The organism is Xanthomonas sp. D-36-1 (genome assembly GCF_017746155.1).
In the GTDB taxonomy this organism is placed as follows: Bacteria; Pseudomonadota; Gammaproteobacteria; order Xanthomonadales; family Xanthomonadaceae; genus Xanthomonas; species Xanthomonas cissicola.
Map to the genome: position 1 here is coordinate 17,389 of NZ_JAGHWR010000057.1, position 14,839 is coordinate 32,227.

9 protein-coding genes are annotated in these 14,839 nt (G+C 64.9%); 3 read left to right on the forward strand and 6 right to left on the reverse strand.

Going from position 1 to position 14,839, the window contains the following annotated elements:
- The first annotated feature begins 9 nt into the window (after positions 1–9).
- Positions 10–1,083 carry a 3-isopropylmalate dehydrogenase gene (gene leuB / locus J7367_RS15430; protein WP_007967734.1) on the forward strand — a complete coding sequence of 358 codons (1,074 nt, stop codon included), beginning with the start codon at positions 10–12 and terminating at the stop codon, positions 1,081–1,083.
- 293 nt (positions 1,084–1,376) lie between these two features.
- Here the strand turns inward: leuB and J7367_RS15435 are convergent, their stop codons facing one another.
- The 5 genes from J7367_RS15435 to ilvC form a co-directional block, all read right to left on the reverse strand.
- Entirely contained in the window at positions 1,377–2,939 is a 1,563-nt protein-coding gene (locus J7367_RS15435) for a 2-isopropylmalate synthase (protein WP_022558520.1), read from the reverse strand.
- Positions 2,936–4,066, reverse strand: coding sequence for a threonine dehydratase (locus J7367_RS15440; protein ID WP_057661120.1), 1,131 nt, complete (start codon positions 4,064–4,066; stop codon positions 2,936–2,938). The genes J7367_RS15435 and J7367_RS15440 overlap by 4 nt, the downstream gene beginning before the upstream one ends.
- Before the next feature lie 75 nt (positions 4,067–4,141).
- Complete coding sequence (locus tag J7367_RS15445) at positions 4,142–4,399, reverse strand: ACT domain-containing protein (RefSeq protein ID WP_022558522.1); 258 nt, start codon at positions 4,397–4,399, stop codon at positions 4,142–4,144.
- Positions 4,383–6,104 carry an acetolactate synthase 2 catalytic subunit gene (ilvG, locus tag J7367_RS15450; protein WP_057661118.1) on the reverse strand — a complete coding sequence of 574 codons (1,722 nt, stop codon included), beginning with the start codon at positions 6,102–6,104 and terminating at the stop codon, positions 4,383–4,385. Before ilvG ends, J7367_RS15445 begins: the two co-directional genes overlap by 17 nt.
- 43 nt (positions 6,105–6,147) lie before the next feature.
- Entirely contained in the window at positions 6,148–7,149 is a 1,002-nt protein-coding gene (ilvC, locus tag J7367_RS15455) for a ketol-acid reductoisomerase (protein WP_017156821.1), read from the reverse strand.
- Positions 7,150–7,798: 649 nt separating this feature from the next.
- Between ilvC and ggt the strand changes: the two genes are divergently transcribed.
- Positions 7,799–9,508, forward strand: coding sequence for a gamma-glutamyltransferase (ggt, locus tag J7367_RS15460; protein WP_057661116.1), 1,710 nt, complete (start codon positions 7,799–7,801; stop codon positions 9,506–9,508).
- Positions 9,509–9,566: 58 nt separating this feature from the next.
- Positions 9,567–11,423, forward strand: a complete 1,857-nt coding sequence (locus tag J7367_RS15465; protein WP_170922377.1) for a methyl-accepting chemotaxis protein — start codon at positions 9,567–9,569, stop codon at positions 11,421–11,423.
- A 263-nt stretch (positions 11,424–11,686) separates the two neighbouring features.
- Here the strand turns inward: J7367_RS15465 and J7367_RS15470 are convergent, their stop codons facing one another.
- Positions 11,687–14,458 (reverse strand): TonB-dependent receptor, encoded by a 2,772-nt coding sequence (locus tag J7367_RS15470; protein ID WP_057661114.1) that lies wholly within the window; start codon positions 14,456–14,458, stop codon positions 11,687–11,689.
- Between the last annotated feature and the right edge of the window lie 381 nt (positions 14,459–14,839).

Genomic DNA, 14,839 nt, shown 5'->3' on the forward strand with positions numbered 1-14,839 from the left:
GAGGATGGCATGAGCAAGCAGATTCTGATTCTTCCCGGCGACGGGATCGGGCCGGAGATCATGGCCGAAGCGGTCAAGGTGTTGAAGCGCATTGATGCGCAACACGGTCTGGGTTTCCAGTTGGTGTATGACGAGCTGGGCGGCGCTGCGTACGATAAATACGGCAGCCCATTGGCCGATGAAACACTGGAGCGTGCGCGTGGCGCCGATGCGGTGCTGCTGGGTGCGGTGGGTGGCCCGCAGTGGGACACCATCGACCCGTCGCTGCGCCCGGAGCGCGGGTTGCTCAAGATCCGCTCGCAGCTGGGCTTGTTCGCCAACCTGCGGCCGGCATTGCTGTATCCGCAGCTGGCCGATGCGTCCACGCTCAAGCCGGAGGTGGTGGCCGGGCTGGATCTGCTGATCCTGCGCGAACTCACTGGCGGCATCTATTTCGGCCAGCCGCGTGGTAACCGCACCCTGGACAACGGCGAACGCCAGGCGTACGACACCTTGCCGTATAGCGAGAGCGAGATTCGTCGCATCGCCAAGGCCGGCTTCGACATGGCACGCCTGCGCGGCAAGAAGCTGTGTTCGGTCGACAAGGCCAACGTGCTGGCATCAAGCCAGCTATGGCGTGCAGTGGTCGAAGAAGTGGCCAAGGACTACCCGGATATCGCGCTGTCGCATATGTATGTGGACAACGCAGCGATGCAGTTGGTGCGTGCTCCCAAGCAGTTCGACGTGATCGTGACCGACAACATGTTCGGCGACATCCTGTCCGACCAGGCATCCATGCTCACCGGTTCCATCGGCATGCTGCCTTCGGCCTCGCTGGATGCCAACAGCAAGGGCATGTACGAACCCTGCCATGGCTCGGCACCGGATATCGCCGGCAAGGGCATCGCCAATCCGCTTGCCACGATCCTGTCGGTGGCGATGATGTTGCGCTACACCTTCGCGCAGGCCGATGCCGCAGACGCAATCGAGCGCGCGGTCGGCAAGGTCCTCGACCAGGGCCTGCGCACCGCCGACATCTGGTCCGAAGGCACCACCAAGGTTGGCACCGTGGCGATGGGCGATGCGGTGGTGGCTGCGCTCTAGGTTCTGCGTTCGTTCTTGTGGTTGTGAGTGCCAGCGGCCATCGTTTGACGACGATGGCCGCTTTCGTTTGCGTTGTTCGGGTGTGGTGTTGTGTTGTTTGAGCGATCGAAGCGCGACTTGCACTGCCTGCAAGTGAGCAGTTCTACGCAGGCGGTGCTTGCCTGAGCGGTCGGTCGAGGCAGCGCCAGCAGCAACCCAATACGCTCGTAGCAGACATCGAAGGCCAGATGCCAGAACGGCCAGCAGATCGCTCTGCTGGCCGTCAGATTTGCAGCGCTCAGCGAGCCACCGCTTTATGCCACCGCAGCGGTCTTGCTGGCGACCACGCCACGCTCGCGCTGACGCAACAAGCGGTTGGCCACATCGAGCCACGCAAGTGCGCTGGCCTCGATGATGTCCTTGCTGGTGCCGGTGCCTTCGTATTCCACGCCGTCGTGGCGCACGCTCAGGCTGGCTTCGCCGCGCGCGTCCGCACCGATGCCCACGCTGTGCACCTGGTAGCTGTCCAACTCCAGCTTCACGCCGGTGGCCGAGGCCAAGGCGCCGAAGAGCGCATCCACTGGCCCGTTGCCCTGCGCGGTTTCAGCCACACGGTTGCCTTCCGGGTCGGACAACTCCACCAACGCGTTGGCGCGGCTGCCCACGTCGCTGATGGTCATCGACGCCAGGCGATAGCCTTCCTGCACCGTGGCATCCTGCATCAATGCCTGCAGATCGGCATCGGTCACCACGCGCTGCTTCTCGCACAGCGCCTTGAACTGTTCGAACACCAATTTGACCTCTTCTTCCTCCAGCAGATAACCCAGCGCGCGCAGCCGCTGCTCGACCGCGGCGCGGCCGCTGTGGCGGCCCAGTACCATTTGCGAGGATTCCCAGCCCACATCTTCCGGGCGCATGATTTCGTAGGTGCCACGATGGCGCAGCATGCCGTGCTGATGAATGCCCGATTCGTGCGCGAAGGCGTTGCCGCCCACGACTGCCTTGTTGCGCTGCACCGGCATGCCGACCAGGCGTTGCAACAATTGCGAGGTGGACACGATACGCGGCGTATTGATTGCCGAATCGATGTTGTAGAACGCACCGCGCACTTTCAGCGCCATGGTGATTTCTTCCAGCGCGCAATTGCCCGCGCGCTCACCGATGCCATTGATGGTGCATTCCACCTGGCGCGCACCGCCTTCGATGGCCGCCAGCGAGTTGGCCACCGCCAGGCCCAGGTCGTTGTGGCAGTGCGCGCTGAAGATGACCTTGTCGGCACCTTCCACGCTGGCGATCAGGCGCGAGAACATGCCGCGGATTTCTTCCGGCGTGGTGAAGCCGACCGTGTCGGGCAAATTGATCGTGGTGGCGCCGGCGGCGATCGCCACACGGGTGACCTCGGCCAGGAAATCTTCTTCGGTGCGGGTTGCATCTTCGGCAGAAAATTCCACATCGTCGATATAGCCGCGCGCCAGCGTCACATGCCGGTGCACCGATTCCAGCACCTGCTCGCGGCTCATGCGCAGTTTGTGCTCGCGGTGCAGCGGGCTGGTGGACAGGAACACATGCAGGCGCGGGTTTGCGGCTGTCTCCAGCGCCTTGGCCGAGGTTTCGATATCGGCCTGCAGGCAGCGCGACAACACTGCCAGGGTGGGGCGGCGCAGTTCACGGCCCATCATCGCCACCGCTTCGCGGTCCGAATGCGAGCTGGCAGGAAAACCGGTTTCGATGATGTCCACGCCGAGTTCGTCCAGCGCGCGCGCCATGACCAGCTTCTGCTGGGGCGTCATGCTGCAGCCGGGGGATTGCTCGCCGTCGCGCAGGGTGGTGTCGAAAATTCGGATACGCGGGGTCTGGTTGGATACGGTCGTGTTCACCAGGAAGACTCCTCTACGGCGATGGCGGTGACAGGCGTTGAAGCGACTGCGGATGGGCGGGAAAGAACGGGTGTGGCGGGTGGCGGATTGGCGCTGCGTTCGCTGCGGAGTCGCTCGGTATTGCGACGGCGCGGCTTGCGAGGCGGACGCGGCCGCACCTCGGACAAGAGTGTGGCCAGCACGGTTGCGTCGATATTACCGCCAGAGACCACTGCACATTTGCGTTTGCCGGAAACGCGGCGACCGGCGGCCAGCGCGAGGGCGCCGGCGCCCTCGGCAATGACGTGTTCTTCCAGTGCCAGGCGCACCAATGTTTCGCGCAATTCGGCCTCGCGCACGATCACCACATCATCGAGCAGGCTCGAGCACAGGCGGCGCGTGAGCAGGCCTGGAATCTTGACCTTCACGCCATCGGCGAGCGTTGGCACCGGGGTGATTTCGCGCAGATCGCCGCGGACGGCGCGCGCCATCGAATCCACCCCTTCCACCTGCGCCCCGACCACGCGCACGCCTTGCGACTTCAAGGCCAGCGCCACGCCGGAAGCCAGGCCGCCGCCGCCGATCGGCACGATCACCACGTCCGGCGCATGCGCCGCCAGCTCGATGCCGACGGTGCCCTGGCCGGCGATCACGTCCGGGTCGTCGAAGGCGGACAGGAAGCGATAGCCGTTCTGCTCGGCCAGCTCGCGCGCAAATGCGAACGCTTCATCGTAGCTGTTGCCGTGCTGGCGTACGGTGGCGCCCCAATGCGCGACACCGGCAATCTTGGTCTGCGGCGCGCCATAGGGCATCACCGTGATGGCCTGCACACCCAGCCGGTACGCCGACCACGCCACACCTTGTGCGTGGTTGCCGGCCGAGGCGCAGATCACCGGACGCTCATCGCCGCGTTCCAGCCCGGCCAGCAACGCATTCAATGCGCCGCGCACCTTGTAGGAACCGGTGCGCTGCAGATTCTCCAGCTTCAACCACACACCGAAGCGTTCGGCGTAGTGCAGCGGCGTGGGCGACAGGTACTTGCGCAGGCGTGCCTGCGCGGCCAGGACGTCGGCCACGCTGACGGCCACGCCGACGGCCACGTCGCCTACCTCTGGCTCCTGTGCGGAAGGGCGGCCGGAATCAGGCATTGCGGCACGCGCGCGGGCGATCCGGAAGAAGACACCTCCGGACGGCAGTCTGATGGTCGCGCGAGGTCTGCATGCTCATGCCGCCGCCTCGATCGATTCCAGTGCGGTGATCACCACCGATTCGCAGTCGTAGACCTTTTCCAGCTGCAGGCGCAGCGTTTCCGGCGGACGGTTGCTGTCCACATCCAGCAGCAGATGCCAGCGCCCGGCATCGTCTGGCGCTGCTGCGCCCTGGATCGCGCATGGGCGGAAGCCGCGGCGTTCGGTCATGCCGATCACCCGCACCAACGCGCCTTCTGCCGGCTTCAGCACCAGATCAAGCCGGTAACGCATGCGATGTCTCCTTGGCCGCGTGTGCGGGATTGCTGTCCAGCATGGTGCTGTTGGCGTTGTTGGGCGGCACCAGCGGCCACACATTGGCGCGCGCGTCGATGGCGACATGCAACAGGCCGGGACCGGGCTGCGCCAGCAAATCGGCCAGTGCCGCATCCACGTCACCGCGGGCGATGATGCGCTTGGCCGGGATGCCGAACACCTGCGCCAGCGCCGCAAAATCCGGGTTGTCGGACAGGTCGATCTCGCTGTAGCGCTCGGCAAAGAACAGTTCCTGCCACTGCCGCACCATGCCCAGCGAGCTGTTGTCCAGCAGCACGATCTTCACCGGCAGCTTGCAGCGCGCAATGGTCACCAGCTCCTGCACGTTCATCATGAAACTGCCGTCGCCGGAAACCAGCACCACGGTGCGGTCAGGGCAGGCGAACTGCGCGCCCATCGCGGCCGGCAGACCGAAGCCCATGGTGCCGAGCGCGCCGCTGGTGAGGTGATTGCGCGGGTCGTTGAAGCGGCAATGCTGCGCCACCCACATCTGATGCTGACCCACATCGCAGGCGATGATGGTGTCGGCCGGAGCCACTTCGCTCAGGCGCTTGAGCAGCGCCGGGGCATAGATGTCGGTACCGGGCGCGTCGTAACGCGCGCCGAATTTTTCGCGGTTGGCAAAACAACGCGTGCGCCAGGCCTGGCAGTTGGCCCGGGCTGCGCTCAGTGCCTTGAGACTGGTGGCCACGTCGCCGGGCACTGCGATGTCGGCAGTGCGCAGCTTGGAAATTTCATACGCGTCGGCATCCAGGTGGATGACGCGCGCAAACGGTGCGAACTCGCTCAGCTTGCCGGTGGCACGGTCGTCGAAGCGCGCACCGACCACCACCAGCAGATCGCATTCCTGGATGGCCATGTTGGCCGCACGGGTGCCGTGCATGCCCAGCATGCCCAGGTAATCGGGATGCGCATGCGGCAGCGCACCCAGGCCGCGCAAGGTCAGCGCGGTCGGGATGCCGGTGGCTTCGACAAAGCGCCGGAACGGCTCCACCGCGCCCGCCAGCGCGATCCCGCCCCCGCCGTACACCACCGGGCGTTCGGCGCCGGCGATCGCCGCCAGTGCTTCGGCCAGTTTCGCGTCCGCTGGCGCCGGCGGCGGCTGCACGGCTGCCGGAACATGCGGCGGCAGATGCGAGGCATCTGCCACCTGCACGTCCTTGGGCAGGTCGATCAGCACCGGCCCGGGACGTCCTTCGCGCGCGATGCGAAATGCCTGGCGCACCATCTCCGGAAGCTCCTCCACGCGCCGCACCAGAAAGCTGTGCTTGACGATCGGCATGGTCATGCCGAACACGTCCAGCTCCTGGAATGCATCGGTGCCCAGCAACGGGGTGGCGACCTGGCCGGTCAGGCAGATCATCGGCACCGAGTCGAGCATCGCATCGGCGATGCCGGTGACCAGGTTGGACGCGCCCGGGCCGGAGGTGGCCAGGCACACGCCGACCCGGCCGCTGGCACGGGCATAGCCGTTGGCAGCCAGTGCAGCGCCCTGTTCGTGACGAACCAGGATGTGCTTGAGCCTGGAATCCACCAGGGCATCGTAGAACGGCATGATGGTGCCGCCCGGATAGCCGAATAGCGTTTCCACGCCTTCGGCTTCCAGGGCCTGCGTCAGCCAGCGCGCGCCATTGCGGGGCGTGCTGTGTGCGGAGGTGTTCATGCGTTGCGGACCTTCGGTTTAAGCGGTGGGGGAGGCGGCGGCGTTATGCCGCCTGTTGATTCGCAGGTGCGGCAGCGGCTTGCTGTTGCCCGTTGAGCCACACCATCTTGGCGCGGAGCTTCTTGCCCACTTCCTCGATCGGGTGCTCCAGGTCGGCCTGCTTGAACTTGTTGTAGTTCGGCAGGCCGGCGTCGTATTCGGCCACCCAGTTCTTGGTGAAGGTGCCGTTTTGGATGTCGGTCAGCACGTCCTTCATGCGCGCCTTGGTGCTGGCATCGATCACGCGTGGGCCGCTGACATAATCGCCGTATTGCGCGGTTTCGGACACGAATTCCAGCATGCGGGTGATGCCGCCTTCGTAAAACAGGTCCACGATCAACTTCAATTCGTGCAGCACTTCGTAGTATGCGATTTCCGGCTGATAGCCGGCCTCGACCAGCACTTCGAAACCGGCCTGCACCAGCGACGAGGCGCCGCCGCACAGCACGGCCTGCTCGCCGAACAGATCGGTTTCGGTTTCTTCCTTGAACGTGGTCTTGATGATGTTGGCGCGCGCGCCACCCAGGCCGCCGGCATAGGTCAGCGCGAACTGCTCGGCCTTGCCGCTGGTGTCCTGGTACACCGCATAGATGCACGGCACGCCGCGGCCGATCTCGTATTCGCGACGCACCAGCGCACCCGGGCCCTTGGGCGCGACCAGCACCACGTCCAGATCGGCGCGCGGTTTGATCATGTCGAAGTGCACGTTCAGGCCATGCGCGAACAGCAGGCAGGCGCCCTGCTTCATGTTCGGCGCGATGACGTCTTCGTAGAGCTTCTTCTGCACCATGTCCGGGGTCAGGATGGCGACCAGGTCAGCGCTCTTGACCGCCTCGGACGGTGCCACGACGGTGAAGCCGTCGGCCTGGGCCTTGGCTTCGGTCGGGCCACCGGCACGCAGGCCGACGGTGACGTCGAAGCCGGAATCGCGCAGGTTCAGCGCGTGTGCGCGGCCCTGGCTGCCGTAGCCGATGATCGCGATTTTCGGTTGGGTGTCGTTGCTCATGGGATGTCCTTGCGGAGTTGGCAGTGGAGATTGGTCGATAAATGGATCAGCCGGCAGTGCGGGCACTGGCCGGCTGAGCAAAGCGGGGACGCGCGATGACACGGCGCAGGCAACCACAGGCGGCCATGCGCGTCTGGGCGCACGGCGATGTTGCGGATGTGGCAATGATGTCGTTCATGTCATTCGAAACTTTTGGTGATCCCTGAAACGCGAAACCCCGCGCCGTTGCCGGTGCGGGGTCTGATCGAAGCCTTGTGTGTCTGTTGCCTACACGAAGTCTCGTCCCGCACCGGTTGGCGAGGTAATAAGTACGAGCACGAGAAGCGACGCGGCCGACGCGCCGAAGGGCGCGGACATCAGAGCACTCGAGGTGGTGGGGCGGTGCAGCATGGGTTGAGATAACCATCGCCGCCGGTGAGGTGTCAACCCTTGCGGGTGAAACATCCGCGGGCCCGCTGCACGTATCGTGCGAAGCCGCATGGCAGCAGCATGGTTACCGCTGAAACCGCATCGTCTCATGATCTGCAGAGCCGACCTGGATCACCAACTGCGCGGGTTTATCGTAACTCGCACTGTTGATCGGGCGCTGTGCCCCGGGCCGCTGGTATGGTGGGTCATCCACTGTTGTGTCTTGGGGAGTTGCCTGTACATGCGTCGCGTACCTGTCTTGTTGGTGTCTGCTCTGGCGCTGCTCGCGTCACCTCTCGGCGCTGCCGACCGCGTCACCGGGCTGCCGTTTGCCACCCGTTCGGAAGTCATTGCGCCGCATGCCATGGCCGCCACCTCGCAACCGCTGGCCACCCAGATCGCGCTGGATGTGATGAAGGACGGCGGCTCGGCGGTGGATGCAGCGATCGCGGCCAATGCGGCGCTGGGCCTGATGGAGCCAACCGGCAATGGCGTGGGAGGGGATCTGTTCGCGATCGTCTGGGACCCCAAGACCAGCAAACTCTATGGCTACAACGGCTCGGGCCGCTCGCCCAAATCGCTGACCCTGGCTGAATTCCAGCGCCGCGGCCTGAAGGACATTCCGCCGACCGGACCGTTGCCGGTGTCGGTGCCGGGCGCGGTGGATGGCTGGTTCGCGCTGCACGCGCGCTTCGGGCGCAAGCCGATGGCGCAGAACCTGGCGCCGGCCATCCGCTACGCGCGCGAAGGCCACCCGGTGGCCGAAACCATCGCCTACTACTGGGACCGTTCGGTGCCGCGGCTGTCGCAATACCCGGGTTTCAAGGAGCAATTCACCATCGACGGCCACGCGCCGCGCAAGGGCGAGCTGTGGAAGAACCCGAACCTGGCCAACACGCTGCAGCAGATTGCCGACGGCGGCCGCGATGCGTTCTACAAGGGCGAGATCGCGCGCACCATTGGCGCCTACTTCAAGGCCAATGGCGGGTATCTGAGTTACGACGACATGGCCAGCCACCAGGGTGAGTGGGTAGAGCCGGTCAGCACCAACTATCGCGGCGTTGATGTGTGGGAACTGCCGCCCAACAGCCAGGGCATCGCCGCGTTGCAGATGCTCAACATCCTGGAAGGCTACGATTTCTCGAAGATTCCGTTCGGCTCGGCCGAGCACGTGCACTTGTTCACCGAAGCCAAGAAGCTGGCCTTCGCCGACCGCGCACGCTTCTATGCCGACCCGGCGTTTCAGCCGGCACCGCTGGCCAGGCTGATCTCCAAGGACTACGCCAGTCAGCGGCGTGCGCTGATTTCGATGGACAAGGCGCTCAAGGAAGTACAACCGGGGACACCCAAGCAACTGGAAGAAGGCGACACCATTTATATGACCGTGGCCGATGCCGACGGCATGATGGTGTCGCTGATCCAATCCAACTACCGTGGCATGGGCAGCGGCATGGCGCCGCCGGGGCTGGGTTTCATCCTGCAGGACCGCGGCGAGATGTTCGTGCTGAAGAAGGATCACCCCAACGGCTATGCGCCGGGCAAGCGGCCGTTCCAGACCATCATCCCGGCCTTCGTCACCAAGGACGGCAAGCCCTGGCTGAGCTTCGGCGTGATGGGCGGGGCGATGCAGCCGCAGGGGCATGTGCAGATCGTGATGAACCTGGTGGACTTCCACATGAACCTGCAGGAAGCCGGTGACGCGCCGCGCATCCAGCACGAGGGCTCCACCGAGCCCACCGGCCAGGCCACCGCGATGAGCGATGGCGGCGAGGTCAACCTGGAAACCGGCTTCTCCTACGACACCATCCGCGCGCTGATGCGCAAAGGCCACCGGGTGATCTTTGCCGACGGCCCGTACGGCGGGTATCAGGCGATCGCCCGCGATCCGGCCAGCGGCGTGTACTACTGTGCCTCGGAAAGCCGCAAGGACGGACAGGCGGCCGGATATTGAGCGCGGTACGGTCGAGGTTGCCGCTCAATTCCGGCCGCCGCACGCCGCTAATCACGGGATGGAGCAGGAGCCCCTCATGAATTCGATGCAACAGCCCGACCCGCCGTCGCAGGCCCAGACGGCCGTGCTCCCGGATGCGCCCGTGGCCTTGCTGCGCCTATCTGCCGAGGCGTGTGTGGTGGCCTGCAACCGCGTTGGCCTGGATGTGCTGGGCAAGACCGCGGCCGAGCTGCAGGGGGCGCCGGCCTCGGTGGTGTGGGGGTTGAGCGCCGCCGATCTGGTGGGCGAAGAAGGCGTCTGGGCTGCCCCGGGCGACGACCCGGCGCGGCGCGTGCGCTATGTGCGCGACCGCGCGCAGGGCGGCTGGATGCTGTCGCTGCCGCATGTGGAAACCGCGATCCTGCTGCGCGAGGCCACGCGTCTGGCCGACGGCAGCCGGCCGGTGCCGATCTCGCCCCTGCTGCAACCGCTGGTTGCGCGTCTGCAGGCCGAGCACGAAGACCGCACGGTGCTCGAGCGCACCGCGCAGGCGCTGGCCGGCTGCGAACTCGAACTGTTGTTGCCGCCAGGACTGGCAGAAACCGAGATGGGCCGGCGCCTGCAAGCCGGGTTCGGCAATCTGGCCGAGGCCATCCGTCAGGCAGTGGCCTTGTCGGTGCAGATCGCCGCCGAAGTGCCGCCGCTGGTGGCCGAAAACGATGAAATGGTGCGCCAGTCGCAGGCGCAGAACGAGGCGCTGGACGGCGCGCGCACCGCGGTGGAGCGGTTGTCGTCGAGCCTGCAGGACGTCAATGCCGAGCTGGCACAGGTGATCGCGCTGGCCGCCAGCGCCGACGACAGTGCGCGCCAAGGCGTGGCCGCCGCGCATGCGCTGGGCCAGGCGATGCATGAAGTGGAGCGCCGAGCGTCGCGCGCGGGCGAAGTCATCGAAGTCATCGATTCGGTGGCGTTCCAGACCAATATCCTGTCGATCAACGCCAGCATCGAAGCCGCGCATGCCGGCGATGCCGGGCGCGGGTTTGCGGTGGTGGCCACCGAGATCCGGCGGCTGGCCGAACGCGCCGCAGCGGCGGCGCGCGACGTGCGCGCGATCCTGGCCGAAACCAGCGCCGCCGTGGGGGAGGGCGCAGCCTCTGCACGTGGTACCGAAGCGGTGCTCGATGGCATCACCCGCGTGCTCGGGCAGGCCAGCAGCGCGATGACCACGGTGGCCGGGCGCATCCAGGCGCAGGACGGGGAAATTCGCGGGATCGAGCGTGCGGTAGATGGCGTGGTGGCGTTGGGCCGCAGCAATCTGCAGCATGCTGCGCACGTGGCCGAACGCAGCGAAGCGCTGGGGCGCGGCACCGAAACCCTGCGCGATTGCGTGGGCTTGTTCCGGTTGCCGCCGGACCCACTGCTGGTGCCCAGGCACGCGCGGGTCAAGGAGCTGGCCGTTGCCACGGCCGGCAAGATCGGCAGTGCGCTGGCGCAGGCCATTGCGCGCGGGCAAATTGAGCAGGCTGCATTGTTCGCGCGCACCTATACGCCGATCGCCGGCGTGGAGCCGCCCAAGTTCAATACCGACTTCGATGCGCTCTGCGACCAGGTACTGCCCGCTTTGCAAGAGCCGCTGCTGGACGCGCACCCGTGGATCGTCTTCGCCATCTGCGCCAATCCCGATGGCTATGTGCCCACGCACAATCTGCGCTTCACGCAACCGTTGACCGGCGATGCCAAGCGCGATCTGGTCGGCAACCGCACCAAGCGCAAGTTTACCGACCGCGTTGGGCGCAGCGTGGGCGCGCACACCGACCCATACCGCCTCCAGGTCTATCGCCGCGATACCGGCCAGATCATGTTCGACCTATCCGCGCCGATCTTCGTCGGCGGCAAGCACTGGGGCGGCTTGCGGGTGGGCTATACGTTGGAGTGATGGCGTTGACCGGCCGGCGTTTGGCGGCTGTGCGTCAACCCGGGCAACAAAAAAAAGCCGCCGAAGATCGGCGGCAGGGAGAGAGAGCAGGTTTCTTGTTGTAGTGGCTGCAGGCTAACGGTGCGATGTGCCGTGGAAATGTCTGTGCATGTCGCCATCGCCGTGCCGTGTGCCAGGCGCTCGATTGCGTGTTAGCCGTGGCACACAGACAACGACCTCCCGAAGGAGGCCGTTGTGACACCACGTGGATCAGGACAGCGTGCTCAGAAGCGCTGGGTGTACTGCAGGTAGCTGTAGCGTCCCGGGATGGCGTAGGCCGGATCGAACGAGTTGGCCGAGGCGCTGAGCGCGACCGGCGGGTCGCGGTCGAAGACGTTGTTCAGGCCCTGCCGCACGGTCGCATTCCACGGAAGCTGGTAAGACACCTGCATGTCGTTGAACGCAGTCGCCGCAACGTGGCGATAGTTTCCGTTGTCGTCCAGTTCCGAATCGTAGTCCTTCATGCCCGAGTAGTAACGCACGGCCCAGTTGGCGGCCAGATTGCCGTAGCTCCAGTCCAGGGTGAGCGTGCCGCGGGTGCGCCAGTTCGGATTATTGGTGTGGTAGATGCCGTTGTAGCTTTCCCACGCAGAATTGTCGTCCTGCTTCTGCTCGTTGACCGCCACGTAGGTCGAATCCAGCGTCAGCATGAACTGGCCGATTGCGGTCTGCGGCAGTTTGTAACGCGCGGTGAAATCGTAGCCCTGCATGCGTTGCTCGCCGATATTCACCGGCTGGATCACCAGGCCGGTGATGGTCCCGGTCGCATCGCGGGTCACCAGGTCGCAGAACGCCGAGACGTTGAACTGGTAGCACTGCGTCAGGATCTGATTGGCGCTGAATTCGGTGATGGCGTCGGTGATCTGGATCTTCCACCAGTCCAGCGACACGTCCAGGCCCTGCACCGAAGCCGGGCTGTAGACAAAGCCAAGCGTGGTGTTCTTGGACTTTTCCGGTTGCAGATTGGCGTTGCTGGTGTAGGTGAACGGATAGATGGTCTGGCCGGAGTTGCCGCTGGCGCTGTTGTATTCGGCAACGTAATTGGCAGGCACGCCGCGGGCGGCGCATGCGGCCGCAATCGCGCTGGTGTAGGAGGTGCTGTTGGTCGAGCAGGGATCGGAGTAGGTATCGAAACTGTCCGACGCGCCCAGATACAGATCTTCGATCGATGGCGCGCGGAAACCGGTGGCGTAATTGCCGCGAATCAGCAGGTCGGCGACCGGCTTCCACTTGAAGCCGAACTTGCTATTGGTGGTGCTGCCGAAGGTGTTGTAGTCCGAATAGCGCACAGCCGCGCTCAACTCCAGCAACTGCGCACCAGGCACATCCTTCAGCAGCGGAATCGCCACTTCGGTGTAGTAGTCGTTGAGCGTGTACGAGCCGGAGGTGGGCGTGAACGAATTGCCCGAGGTATAGCCGGCAGAGATCAGGGCATCCGGTGAGGAAAACCCGCTTTCCTCGCGGTGTTCGACACCGGCGGCAAAACTCATCCAGCCGGCGGGCAGCTCGAACAGGTCGCCGGTGAGGTTGGCGGTGAAGCTGCTGTTTTTGTATTGATAGGTGTTGTGCGCAGTGAACAGGATGTAGTCCAGCATTTCCTGGGTCACGCCACCGGCCGGCGACAAGGGGTTGAACGGTACGCAGCCGGTAATGACGGCGCCGCCGCTGTCCAGGCACGCCAGGGTGCCATTGACGATGGCCGATGCCCCGAGCGCATTGCTCAGGTTGAGCAGATTGACATCGCCATACTGGGTTTCGGTCTGGTCGGTCTGGTTGTGCGCAAAGCCCACATCCCAACTGAACTGCCGGTCGGCAAACTGGAAGTCGCCTTCCAGCCCGGTGTACACGTGCGAGGTCTTGACGTCCTGCTGGTAGGTGCGCGCGAATTCGGTCAAGCGATGCGACCAGCCCACATCGCGCCCGTCGCCGCCGTAGGCCGTGTTGTACGGGTTGTAGTAGCTGTCGCCGCTCAACAGGATGCCGGTGTTGACCGAAGCCAGCGGAAAGCCGGCCAATTGCTGCGACGACTGGCGGCGGTTATACAGTCCATCGAACTTGAAGCGCACGTTGTCGGTGAGTGCGTAGTTGCCCTGCACATACAACGCGTCGCGCTTCTGTGGTGTCACCAGGTAATTGTCCTTGGCGTAGTTGTAGCCATATTCGGATGTATTGAAGGCGGTGTACTGGTCCAGGCCGTAGCGCGGATACCTGCTGTCGCCGCTGGCGGTAGCACTGTCGGGCAACACCGTCCATGCGCCGCTGGTGCCATTTGCACGGAGGCGGCCGCTTGCCGAGTAGCTGCTGTAGGCCGAAGAGCCCGCGCCGTACACCGGCTCGGCGGAGATCTCCCGGTCGCCTGCCATCACCGCATCTTCCTTGACGCTGGACAAGCCGATGACCAGGTTGCCGCGCTCGCCGGTGGCGCCCACGGTGGCATCGAAGGAGGTGCGCTGGCCATCGCCCTGGCCATATTGGCCAACGTAGGCGTTGACTTCGGCACCATCGAAATTGGTACGGGTGATGATGTTGACCACGCCGGCGATGGCATCGGAGCCATAGATCGACGAGGCGCCATCCTTGAGGACTTCCACGCGCTCCACGATGGCCGAGGGAATGGTGTTCAGATCCACCGAACCGGACAGGCCCGAGACCCAGCGCCGGCCGTTGACCAGCACCAGCGTGCGAGAGGCGCCCAGGTTGCGCAGGCTGACCGTGACCGAGCCGTCGCCGCCGTTGTTGACGGTGCTGTTCATCGTTGCACCGTTGGAAGGGATGCGCTTGAGAACGTCGGCAACCGAGGTCAGGCCCTGCTTTTCGATGTCCTGGCGCGTCAGGACCAGCACCGGTTGCGAATTTTCCACATCGACCGAGCGGATGCGCGAGCCGGTGACTTCGATCTTGTCCAGGTTGGTCGGACTCTTGTCGGTTTGTTCCTGGGCGATGGCGCTCGTGCTGACGCACAGGCTGATGGCGATCGCGAGCGAGCCCCGACGCATGGTCGGGTGGAGCGTTGTCATAGTCATATGTACGGCGGTTCCCGGTAGAGGAGGAGCGACAGCGCGATCCCCGTGAATGACACCTGCATGCGCGCGGCGTTTCCGGCATGCCCTGCAGGCTTAGCGGGAATTTAACGAGCGGGTTTCGCCGCCGTTTTTCGTCAATCGGCGCCTTGTTGCGTGGCCACGCGCGCAATGCATTGGCGCGCCATGTAATGCCTGCGCAACGCAGGGCGTGTGCTGCAGCGACGTGGGATGACCTGTGCGGACATATGTCGCCGCCGGACGCGACAACCTTGCCACGCGCAACAGCAGGCCGGTGCGGGCGCCGCGTCAGTGCGGTATGCCCTATGGGTTTGGCTTGGCGCCATGCGCGCCGCA

Bases quoted from the DNA above. Each gene is read 5' to 3' on its own strand.
- leuB (WP_007967734.1), top strand. From the start codon at position 10: ATGAGCAAGCAGATTCTGATTCTTCCCGGCGACGGGATCGGGCCGGAG.
- J7367_RS15440 (WP_057661120.1), bottom strand. From the start codon at position 4,066: ATGCCTGATTCCGGCCGCCCTTCCGCACAGGAGCCAGAGGTAGGCGAC.
- J7367_RS15445 (WP_022558522.1), bottom strand. From the start codon at position 4,399: ATGCGTTACCGGCTTGATCTGGTGCTGAAGCCGGCAGAAGGCGCGTTG.
- ilvG (WP_057661118.1), bottom strand. From the start codon at position 6,104: ATGAACACCTCCGCACACAGCACGCCCCGCAATGGCGCGCGCTGGCTG.
- ilvC (WP_017156821.1), bottom strand. From the start codon at position 7,149: ATGAGCAACGACACCCAACCGAAAATCGCGATCATCGGCTACGGCAGC.
- ggt (WP_057661116.1), top strand. From the start codon at position 7,799: ATGCGTCGCGTACCTGTCTTGTTGGTGTCTGCTCTGGCGCTGCTCGCG.
- J7367_RS15465 (WP_170922377.1), top strand. From the start codon at position 9,567: ATGGAGCAGGAGCCCCTCATGAATTCGATGCAACAGCCCGACCCGCCG.
- J7367_RS15470 (WP_057661114.1), bottom strand. From the start codon at position 14,458: ATGCGTCGGGGCTCGCTCGCGATCGCCATCAGCCTGTGCGTCAGCACG.